The 9,561-nt window shown below is 69.6% G+C and carries 9 protein-coding genes; 4 read left to right on the forward strand and 5 right to left on the reverse strand.

Annotated elements, in window-relative coordinates; genetic code table 11:
* Positions 1–157: 157 nt before the first annotated feature.
* A complete protein-coding gene (locus ACFXAZ_RS07505) occupies positions 158–1,150 on the reverse strand; it encodes an aldo/keto reductase (protein WP_384586309.1) in 993 nt (330 codons plus the stop codon).
* Positions 1,151–1,385: 235 nt separating this feature from the next.
* Between ACFXAZ_RS07505 and nrdI the strand changes: the two genes are divergently transcribed.
* The gene (nrdI, locus tag ACFXAZ_RS07510) at positions 1,386–1,820 is read left to right on the forward strand and encodes a class Ib ribonucleoside-diphosphate reductase assembly flavoprotein NrdI (protein ID WP_384586311.1); all 435 of its coding nucleotides are present in this window, start codon (positions 1,386–1,388) and stop codon (positions 1,818–1,820) included.
* 309 nt (positions 1,821–2,129) lie between these two features.
* Here the strand turns inward: nrdI and thpR are convergent, their stop codons facing one another.
* From thpR to ACFXAZ_RS07525, 3 genes are all read right to left on the reverse strand, one after another.
* Positions 2,130–2,726, reverse strand: a complete 597-nt coding sequence (gene thpR / locus ACFXAZ_RS07515) for an RNA 2',3'-cyclic phosphodiesterase (protein WP_384586313.1) — start codon at positions 2,724–2,726, stop codon at positions 2,130–2,132.
* 2 nt (positions 2,727–2,728) lie between these two features.
* The gene (locus tag ACFXAZ_RS07520; protein ID WP_384586520.1) at positions 2,729–4,012 is read right to left on the reverse strand and encodes an MFS transporter; all 1,284 of its coding nucleotides are present in this window, start codon (positions 4,010–4,012) and stop codon (positions 2,729–2,731) included.
* A 245-nt stretch (positions 4,013–4,257) separates the two neighbouring features.
* Positions 4,258–4,695, reverse strand: a complete 438-nt coding sequence (locus ACFXAZ_RS07525; protein ID WP_384586315.1) for a MarR family winged helix-turn-helix transcriptional regulator — start codon at positions 4,693–4,695, stop codon at positions 4,258–4,260.
* A gap of 155 nt (positions 4,696–4,850) precedes the next feature.
* Between ACFXAZ_RS07525 and ACFXAZ_RS07530 the strand changes: the two genes are divergently transcribed.
* Positions 4,851–5,048, forward strand: a complete 198-nt coding sequence (locus ACFXAZ_RS07530; RefSeq protein ID WP_384586317.1) for a ribbon-helix-helix protein, CopG family — start codon at positions 4,851–4,853, stop codon at positions 5,046–5,048.
* A 24-nt stretch (positions 5,049–5,072) separates the two neighbouring features.
* Here ACFXAZ_RS07530 and ACFXAZ_RS07535 read toward each other — a convergent pair whose 3' ends face one another.
* Positions 5,073–6,470, reverse strand: a complete 1,398-nt coding sequence (locus ACFXAZ_RS07535; RefSeq protein WP_384586319.1) for an NCS2 family permease — start codon at positions 6,468–6,470, stop codon at positions 5,073–5,075.
* A gap of 137 nt (positions 6,471–6,607) precedes the next feature.
* On the opposite strand from ACFXAZ_RS07535, the gene ACFXAZ_RS07540 reads away from it, so the two are divergent.
* Together ACFXAZ_RS07540 and ACFXAZ_RS07545 are read left to right on the forward strand one after the other, a co-directional pair.
* Positions 6,608–6,862 carry a DUF2530 domain-containing protein gene (locus ACFXAZ_RS07540; RefSeq protein WP_384586321.1) on the forward strand — a complete coding sequence of 85 codons (255 nt, stop codon included), beginning with the start codon at positions 6,608–6,610 and terminating at the stop codon, positions 6,860–6,862.
* A gap of 161 nt (positions 6,863–7,023) precedes the next feature.
* Entirely contained in the window at positions 7,024–9,417 is a 2,394-nt protein-coding gene (locus ACFXAZ_RS07545; protein ID WP_384586323.1) for an HAD-IC family P-type ATPase, read from the forward strand.
* The last annotated feature ends 144 nt before the right edge of the window (positions 9,418–9,561 follow it).

Genomic DNA, 9,561 nt, shown 5'->3' on the forward strand with positions numbered 1-9,561 from the left:
ACCCCCACCCACCCGCGCGCGCCGCCCCGGCCCTGCCCCCCCCCGCCCCCCGCCCCGCCCCGCCCACCGCGCGCGCGCCCCCCGCCGGCCCCGATGGCCTGTGGACCGCCGCCCTCCGGTGGAGCAGCGGCGGTCACGTGCCCGGAGGACCCGCTGATCACCAGGCGAAGGCCTCCGGAGACGGGCCCGGGCCCGGGAAGATCTCGTCGAGCGAGGTGAGGATCTCCTCGCTCAGCTCCAGTTCCACCGCCCGGAGCGCGGACTCCAGCTGTTCGGCGGTGCGGGGGCCGACGATCGGGCCGGTGACACCCGGGCGGGTGAGCAGCCAGGCCAGGGCGGCCTCGCCGGGCTCGATGCCGTGCTTGTCGAGGAGATCCTCGTAGGCCTGGATCTGGGCGCGTGCGGTGGGGTTGGCGAGGGTTTCGGCGGTCCGGCCGCCGGCCCGGCGCCCGCCGGTGACCTCCTTCTTGATGACCCCGCCGAGGAGACCGCCCTGGAGCGGCGACCAGGGGATGACCCCGAGGCCGTACTCCTGCGCGGCCGGGATGACCTCCATCTCGGCGCGACGCTCGGCGAGGTTGTAGAGGCACTGCTCGCTGACGAGGCCGATGGTGCCACCGCGCCGCGCGGCGATCTCGTTCGCCTGGGCGATCTTGTAGCCGGGGAAGTTGGAGGACCCGACGTAGAGGATCTTGCCCTGCTGGATGAGGGTGTCGATCGCCTGCCAGATCTCCTCGAAGGGGGTGGCACGGTCGATGTGGTGGAACTGGTAGAGGTCGATGTGGTCCGTCTGGAGGCGCTTGAGGCTGGCGTCGACGGCTCGCCGGATGTTGAGGGCGGAGAGCTTGTCGTGGTTGGGCCAGGCGTCGCCGTCCGCAGCCATGTTGCTGTAGACCTTGGTGGCGAGGACCACCTTGTCGCGCCGGCCGGGGCTCTTGGCGAACCAGTTGCCGATGATCTCCTCGGTGCGTCCCTTGTTCTCACCCCAGCCATAGACATTGGCCGTGTCCACGAAATTCAGCCCCGCGTCCAGCGCCGAGTCCAGGATCGCGTGACTGGTGGGTTCGTCGGTCTGCGGTCCGAAGTTCATGGTGCCGAGCACCAGCCGACTGACCTTGAGTCCCGTGCGTCCGAGCTGCGTGTACTCCATGTTTCCCAAGCCAACGCCTTCGAGTCCGCTCAAAGCAAGCGATACCTGGGTGGCAGACCCTGCGCTCGAACACCCAATCGAAGCTTAGGCATACCTAAGCTTTACCCGAAACTATCTCTTAATCAGAGCTAATCAAATGTAGTGTTCCTCGTGTCGGCGGGGCGCGGGGCAGCCGTGTGCGCAGCCCCTCCCGCCCTCGGACGGACACTGGAACGAGCAAGAGGAGCGGCGGCCGATGAGCGGTCTCGTGTATTTCTCCGGCATCTCGGAGAACACCAAATGCTTCGTGGAGAAGCTGGAGCTGCCCGCCACACGCATCCCCTTGCATCCACAGCAGGAGGGCATGCCGCAGGTGACCGTGCCGTATGTGCTGATCGTCCCGACCTACGGCAGCGACCAGCGCTCGGACGCGGTCCCCAAACAGGTCATCCGCTTCCTGGACATCGAGGCCAACCGGGCACTGCTGCGCGGCGTCATCGCCTGCGGCAGCACCAACTTCGGCGAGGAGTACTGCCTGGCCGGCCCGGTGATCTCGGCGAAGTACAAGGTGCCGGAGCTGTACCGATTCGAACGGGACGGCACCGCACTCGACGTCCGCACCGTCCGGGAAGGACTTGAGGGCTTCTGGGCCCGCCAGTCCGCAACGGCAGGGCAGCCGCCGCTCTCCTGAGCCCTACACCCCGGGGGCAGCCGCTCCTACGACGCCGTGGGCCCGGCCGACCCAAAGGCGCACGGCGACACGTTCACCCGACAACGCCGAGCCGGTCAGCCGGCCCAGGGGCGCGGGGCTGTATCGAGATGCGGCTCCGCCGCGTGGGCGCGACCAGCCACAACGCCGCCGCACCCGCCCCCACACCCCCGCCCCGCACCTACCCCTCCGCTACCCCCCAATCGCAGAGGCCACGGCGACAACCACGAACAACAGAACAAGCGCACCGGCCATAATCCGGTTCCGGGTCTTGGGATCCACGCGTCGAGCCTAACCGCCCCCGCCGGACCCCCCACCGAGCCCCCACCGCCCGACGACGTCATACCGAGGCTGCTCCCCCGCCACCCCCGACACCGGCAGCGCACTGCGCACCAGCGCCAGCTCCCCCACGGTCCACTCCCGCCCGGAGAACCGCCCCAGCGCCTCCACATACCGCCGCGGATACCCCGGCACCTCCACCGCCGCCCCGCTCCGCGCCACCGTCAGATGCGCCCGGTACCGGCGGTGCTCCTCCATCGCCACGCCCGCCTTGCGCCCCGCCGCCTCCGCCCGCTCGGCGAGCAGCCGCAGCGCGGCGAGGTCCCCGTCCGCCCCGGCCCACAGCGCCCGCCCCTGCCCGAACTGCCCACCACCCCGCACGGCCAGCGAGAAGGGCGGGGTCCGGTGCGCGGCCCGCGCCAGGCGGGCCGACAGATCGGGTACGACGTCGTCGCCGACCTCTCCGTAGAAGGCGAGGGTGAAGTGCCATCCCGCCCGCTGGGTCCAGCGCAGCCCCGCCGCGCCGGGGAGGTTCCTCAGCGGGTCCACGGCCTCGGCCAGTTCCCGGACGGCCGGCTCGGGCGGGAGTACGGCGGCGAAGAGTCTCATGGTCAGGAGACGCTAGCGGCCTCGGCCGGCTCCCCGGTCCGCCGCCGGGGCACGAACCGCAGGCGCGGATATCCGGCGGCCCACTCCAGCGACAGCCGCAGCCCGCCGGTCCGGGCCAGGATCACACCGATGGTCGCGGCGGCCAGAGCCGCTATCGCGCCGCCTGCGGCCATGCCCACCCGGGCGCCGTAGGCGTCGGTGACCCACCCCACGATCGGGGCACCGACCGGTGTGCCGCCGAGGAAGACCATCATGTAGAGGGCGAGGACCCGGCCGCGCATGGCGGGGTCGGCGGACATCTGGATGCTGGTGTTGGCGGTGACGTTCACCGTCATGCCGAAGAGACCGAGCGGGACCATCAGCAGAGCGAACAGCCACACCGAGGGCGCCACCGCGGAGGCGACCTCCAGCAGGCCGAACAGCACCGCGGCGGCGCAGAGCACCTGGAGGCGCGCGGTGCCGCGGCGGGCGGCGAGCAGGGCGCCCGCGACGGAGCCGACGGCGATCAGGGTGTTGAAGAGGCTGTAGGTGCCCGCGCCCGCGTGGAAGACATCGTCGGCGAAGGCCGACAGGAACACCGGGAAGTTGAAGGCGAACGTGCCGACGAAGCCGACCAGGACGATGGGCCAGATCAGCTCGGGCCGCCCGGCGACATAGCGCAGCCCCTCACGCAACTGCCCCTTGCCGCGCTGGGCGCGCTCGACGGTGTGCAGTTCACGGGAGCGCATCAGCAGCAGTCCGGCGAGGGGCGCGACGAAGGACAGGCCGTTGAAGAGGAACGCGTACCCCGTACCCACCCCGGTGATCAGGAGGCCCGCCACGGCGGGGCCGATCATCCGGGCGGACTGGAAGTTCGCGGAGTTCAGGCTGACCGCGTTCTGCAACTGGTCGGGGCCGACCATCTCCGAGACGAACGACTGCCGTGCCGGGTTGTCCACGACGGTGACGAGACCGGCGGCGAGGGCGGCGAGATAGACGTGCCACACCTGGACCTGCCCGCTGAGGGTCAGCACGGCGAGCGCGAGACCGGTCAGGGCCATCGCGGACTGGGTGAACAGCAGTGTGGGGCGCTTGGGGAGACGGTCGACCAGGACTCCGCCGTAGAGGCCGAGGAGCAGCATCGGCAGGAATTGCAGGGCCGTGGTCACACCGACGGCGGTGGCGGAGCCGGTGAGGCTGAGGACCAGCCAGTCCTGGGCGATGCGCTGCATCCAGGTGCCGGTGTTGGAGACGACCTGGCCGAGGAAGAAGAGCCGGTAGTTACGGATCTTGAGGGACGAGAACATCGCGGACCGGCGGCGGGACGCGCCCGCCTCGTCGGGGACGGCGTCACCCAACGGGTCGTTGACGGTGTTGTCGGCTGCTGGCACGGGTGCGGAATCTGCTCCGGGTCCCGAACTCAAAGAAGCTCGCCTCCTCAGGACGTCGTTGATCCTTGCTCTGGCCCTACCGCTGCTACTGCTGTCACTCCTGCGACCTGCTGCCGCTGGCGCGGCCCCGCTGCGGCTGCCTCAGCCGCAGCGGGCACCACTCACAGCTGCGCGAGCCGCTCCAGTACCGGCGCGGCGGCGCGAAGCTTCGCCCACTCGTCGTCGTCGAGGCCCTCGGCCAGCGTGGCGAGGAAGGCGTTGCGCTTGGTGCGGCTCTCTTCGAGCATCGCCTCGGCCTGCTCGGTCGGGGTGACCACCTTCTGCCGGCGGTCCTCGGGGTGCGGGTCCAGCCGGACCAGCCCCTTGGCCTCCAGCAGCGCGACGATGCGGGTCATCGACGGCGGCTGGACATGCTCCTTGCGGGCCAGCTCGCCAGGGGTGGCGGTGCCGCAACGGGCGAGGGTGCCCAGGACCGACATCTCGGTCGGGCTCAGTGACTCGTCGACACGCTGGTGCTTGAGCCGACGGGACAGCCGCATCACGGCGGAGCGCAAGGAATTCACGGCGGCAGCGTCGCCACCATGGGTGAGGTCCGACATGTCCTTAGCGTAACTCATTACTCTCCCTAAAGACCACCCTGGGTGTACCGCGATGTCCGTGACACCCGCCACTGAAACCGACACTTCACCCATACGAGTGACACAGCTCCGGAAAGTGAGGCATCGGGCGGCCAGGGGCGGTGACCCTCATCCCCATGGGGACCAGCGTGCTCAGCCTGCGGATAGACGGGGAGCTGCTCGACCGGCTCCGGGGTCATGCGGCGAAAAGAGGAATGAGCGTCCAGGACTATGTGGTCCAGACGCTCATCCGGGACGACTTCGACCAACGGTTCACGACGGCGGTCGAGGAAACGGAGAAGTTCTACGGGTCACCCGAGTACGGGGTCACCTGAGTACGGGGCTCCCTGAGTACGGGGTCAGGTGAGCCCCAGGGCCGGCATCAGGTAGTAGAAGCCGAACACCGCCGCGACGACGTACATCGCCACCGGGATCTCCTTGGCGCGCCCGGCCGCCAGCCGCAGGACGACGAAGGTGATGAAGCCCATGCCGATGCCGTTGGTGATCGAGTAGGTGAACGGCATCATCACCATCGTCACGAACGCGGGGATGGCGAGGGTGTGGTCCGTCCAGTCGATCTCCTTGACGGACCCGGCCAGGATCAGGAATCCGACCGCGACCAGCGCGGGGGTGGCCGCCTGGGACGGGACCATGGTGGCGACGGGGGTCAGGAAGAGGGCGACGGTGAACAGCGCGCCGGTGACCAGGTTGGCGAAGCCGGTGCGGGCGCCCTCTCCGACACCGGCCGTGGACTCCACGAAGCAGGTGCCGGCCGAGGAGGAACTGGCGCCGCCGGCCGCGACCGCGATGCCGTCCACGAAGAGCACCTTGTTGATGCCGGGCATCTGCCCCTCGCCGTCGGTCAGCTTGGCCTCGTCGCTGACGCCCATGATCGTGCCCATGGCGTCGAAGAAGCAGGACAGCAGCACGGTGAAGACGAAGAGGACACCGGTGAGCACCCCGACCTTCTCGAAGCCGCCGAACAGACTGACCTCGCCGAGCAGCCCGAAGTCGGGGCTGGAGACCGGGTTGCCGGGCCACTTCGGGGTGGTCAGCCCCCAGGACGGAACCGTGGCGACGGCGTCGATGATCATCGCTACGACGGTCATGGCGACGATCGAGATCAGGATCGCGCCGGACACCTTGCGCACGATCAGCGCCAGCGTCAGCAGCACCCCGAGCACGAACACCAGCACCGGCCAGCCGTTGAGGTGGCCGTCGCCGCCGAGCTGGAGCGGGACGGTGGTGTGGGCGGCGTCCGGGATCCGGGACACGAACCCGGCGTCCACCAGCCCGATCAGCATGATGAACAGGCCGATGCCGATGGCGATGGCCTTGCGCAGCGAGTAGGGCACGGCGGCCATCACCCGCTCCCGCAGCCCGGTGGCGACGAGCAGCATCACCACGAAACCGGCCAGCACCACCATGCCCATGGCATCCGGCCAGGACATCCGGGGCGCGAGCTGGAGCGCGACGACCGAGTTCACCCCGAGCCCGGCGGCGAGCGCGATCGGTACGTTCCCGATGACCCCCATCAGCAACGTGGTGAACGCCGCCGTGAGCGCGGTGGCGGTGACCAGCTGACCATTGTCGAGCTGGTGGCCGTACATGTCCTTCGCGCTGCCGAGGATGATCGGGTTCAGCACGATGATGTACGCCATCGCGAAGAAGGTGGCGAAACCGCCACGGACCTCCCGGGGCAGGGAGCTGCCCCGCTCGGAGATCTTGAAGTAGCGGTCTAGAGCCGAGCTGGGCATCGTTTAGAGATTCCTACGAATATAAGTGGCCAGTAAGAAACAGTTTCAGTATGAACATATAAAGCTGAAAAGGGCCATCTCCGCGCGTAGACCGGCGTGGGCCAGGGACGGGGCGCGGTGCCTCGTAAGCTGGCCCCATGGCGAAGTGGACACCCAAGCACGAGGCGCCGGAGCCCCTGGAGGGCCCCGTGGTCGCCACCATCACGGGCGGCACGATCCTCTGGTTCGTCCTCTTCCTGGTGCAGCTCCCGTTCTACGGCTGGTTCGACGACCACGGCCACACCTGGTGGATCTGGACCTGCCTGGCCGGAGGCGGCCTGGGCCTGATCGGCATCTGGTACGTACGCAAGAGGGACCAGGCAATCAAACGAGCGGAAACAGCAACGCCCTAAGAGGCGCGGGGCTGTATCGATGTGCGGCTCCGCCGCGTGGGCGCGACCAGCCCCCACCGGCCCGCACCCCGTACACCCACGGACGGACCCCCCTCCTCCCGTAGTCGGATCTTCACGACCCCGCCGGGTGCACGCCCATTTCCCCACGTACCGTCGGAGACATGACGCACACCGACGCAGGCGCCGAACTAGATCCTGCGCACCCCCACCCCGCACCACCAGCACCGGGCGGACTCACCTCAGCGGAAGTAGCGGAGCGCGTCGCGCGGGGACAGGTCAACGACGTTCCGGTGCGCAGCAGCCGGTCCCTCGCCGAGATCATCCGTGCCAATGTCTTCACCCGGTTCAACGCGATCATCGGTGTGCTCTGGGTGATCATGCTGTTCGTCGCGCCCATCCAGGACAGCCTGTTCGGCTTCGTCATCCTCGCCAACACCGGGATCGGGATCATCCAGGAGTGGCGGGCGAAGAAGACCCTGGACTCGCTCGCGCTGATCGGCGAGGTCCGTCCGACCGTGCGACGGGACGGGGTCGCGGCACAGGTCGGGACGTCCGAGATCGTGCTGGACGACGTCCTGGAGATCGGCCCCGGTGACAAGATCGCCGTGGACGGCGTGTGTGTGGAGAGCGACGGCCTGGAGATCGACGAGTCGCTGCTGACCGGCGAGGCGGACCCCGTGGTCAAGCGGATCGGCGACGAGGTGATGTCGGGCAGTTTCGTGGTGGCCGGCGGGGGCGCGTTCCGGGCGACGAAGGTGGGCCGCGAGGCGTACGCGGCGCAGCTGGCGGAGGAGGCGTCCCGCTTCACGCTCGTCCACTCCGAACTCCGTAGCGGTATCTCCACGATCCTCAAGTACGTGACGTGGATGATGGTCCCGACGGCGATCGGCCTGATCATCAGCCAGCTGGTGGTGAAGGAGAACGCGTTCAAGGACTCGGTGGCGCGGACCGTCGGCGGGATCGTGCCGATGGTCCCCGAGGGTCTGGTCCTGCTGACCTCGGTCGCCTTCGCGATCGGCGTGATCCGGCTGGGCCGCAAGAAGTGCCTGGTGCAGGAGCTGCCCGCCATCGAGGGCCTGGCCCGCGTCGACACGGTGTGCCTGGACAAGACCGGCACGCTCACCGAGGGCGGCATGGACGTCACGGAGCTGCGTCCGCTCGGCGGGGCGGAGGAGGCGTACGTACGCAAGGTGCTGGGCGCGCTCGGGGAGTCGGATCCGCGTCCCAATGCCTCCCTCAAGGCGATCATCGACGCCTACCCGGACAGCGAGGACTGGCGCTGCACGGAGTCGCTGCCCTTTTCCTCGGCCCGCAAGTACAGCGGGGCGTCCTTCGGCGAGGGCGACGGTGAGTCGAGCACCTGGCTGCTGGGCGCCCCCGATGTGCTGCTGACCCCGGACGACCCGGCCCTGACGGAGACGGAACGCCTGAACGAGCAGGGGCTGCGGGTGCTGCTGCTGGTGCGGGCGGTGCGCGAGCTGGACGACCCGCAGGTGGCGACGGGCGCGCGGCCGGTGGCCCTGGTGGTCCTGGAACAGCGGCTGCGCCCGGACGCGGCGGACACCCTGGCCTACTTCGCCGACCAGGACGTGCACGCGAAGGTGATCTCCGGTGACAACGCGATCTCGGTGGGCGCGGTCGCGGGCAAGCTCGGCCTGACCGGCACGGTGATCGACGCCCGGCAGCTGCCCGCCGAGCGGGAGAAGATGGCGAGCGCGCTGGACGAGGGCACGGTGTTCGGCCGGGTCACCCCGCAGCAGAAGCGGGACATGGTGGGCGCGTTGCAGTCACGCGGCCACACGGTCGCGATGACCGGCGACGGGGTCAACGACGTCCTGGCCCTGAAGGACGCCGACATCGGGGTGGCGATGGGCTCGGGCTCGGAGGCGACGCGGGCGGTGGCCCAGATCGTGCTGCTGAACAACAGCTTCGCGACGCTGCCGAGCGTGGTCGCGGAGGGCCGCCGGGTGATCGGCAACATCACGCGCGTGGCGACGCTGTTCCTGGTCAAGACGGTCTACTCGGTGCTGCTGGCGGTCCTGGTGGTCTGCTGGCAGGTGGAGTACCCCTTCCTGCCGCGCCACCTCACCCTCCTGTCCACCCTGACGATCGGCGTCCCGGCCTTCTTCCTGGCCCTGGCGCCCAACAAGGAACGCGCGCAGCCGCATTTCGTCCGCAGGGTGATGCGCTACTCCATCCCGGGCGGGGTCCTGGCGGCGGTGGCGACCTTCGTGACGTATCTGATCGCCCGGCACCACTACACCGGGCCGAGCGCGCTGGACGCCGAGACCAGCGCGGCCACGCTGACCCTGTTCCTCATCGCCATGTGGGTCCTGGTGATCATCGCCCGCCCGTACACCTGGTGGCGGGTGGCCCTGGTCGCCACGATGGGCGCGGCCTTCGTGCTGGTCCTCGTCGTCCCCTGGCTCCAGACCTTCTTCGCCCTGAAGCTGGTGGGCACGACGATGCCGTGGATCGCGGTGGGGATCGCGGCGGTCGCGGCGGCGGTGCTGGAGGTCCTGTGGCGGTGGGTGGACCGGCGGGTGCCGGCGTAAGGGGCTCGCGAAGGCCCCCCGGGCCCGCAACGAATCGCGGGGGGGCCCCCCCCCCGCGGGGGACCCCGCGGGGTTTACCCCGCGGGGGCCCCCCCCCCCCGGAGCGCGGTGTGTAAAACAAAAAAAAGCCCACCACAAACACCA

Source organism: Streptomyces sp. NPDC059477 (assembly GCF_042749375.1).
Classification (GTDB): Bacteria; Actinomycetota; Actinomycetes; order Streptomycetales; family Streptomycetaceae; genus Streptomyces.

Coding starts and splice junctions, on each gene's coding strand:
- ACFXAZ_RS07505 (WP_384586309.1), bottom strand. CDS start 1,150: ATGGAGTACACGCAGCTCGGACGCACGGGACTCAAGGTCAGTCGGCTG.
- nrdI (WP_384586311.1), top strand. CDS start 1,386: ATGAGCGGTCTCGTGTATTTCTCCGGCATCTCGGAGAACACCAAATGC.
- thpR (WP_384586313.1), bottom strand. CDS start 2,726: ATGAGACTCTTCGCCGCCGTACTCCCGCCCGAGCCGGCCGTCCGGGAA.
- ACFXAZ_RS07520 (WP_384586520.1), bottom strand. CDS start 4,012: ATGTTCTCGTCCCTCAAGATCCGTAACTACCGGCTCTTCTTCCTCGGC.
- ACFXAZ_RS07525 (WP_384586315.1), bottom strand. CDS start 4,695: ATGTCGGACCTCACCCATGGTGGCGACGCTGCCGCCGTGAATTCCTTG.
- ACFXAZ_RS07530 (WP_384586317.1), top strand. CDS start 4,851: ATGGGGACCAGCGTGCTCAGCCTGCGGATAGACGGGGAGCTGCTCGAC.
- ACFXAZ_RS07535 (WP_384586319.1), bottom strand. CDS start 6,470: ATGCCCAGCTCGGCTCTAGACCGCTACTTCAAGATCTCCGAGCGGGGC.
- ACFXAZ_RS07540 (WP_384586321.1), top strand. CDS start 6,608: ATGGCGAAGTGGACACCCAAGCACGAGGCGCCGGAGCCCCTGGAGGGC.
- ACFXAZ_RS07545 (WP_384586323.1), top strand. CDS start 7,024: ATGACGCACACCGACGCAGGCGCCGAACTAGATCCTGCGCACCCCCAC.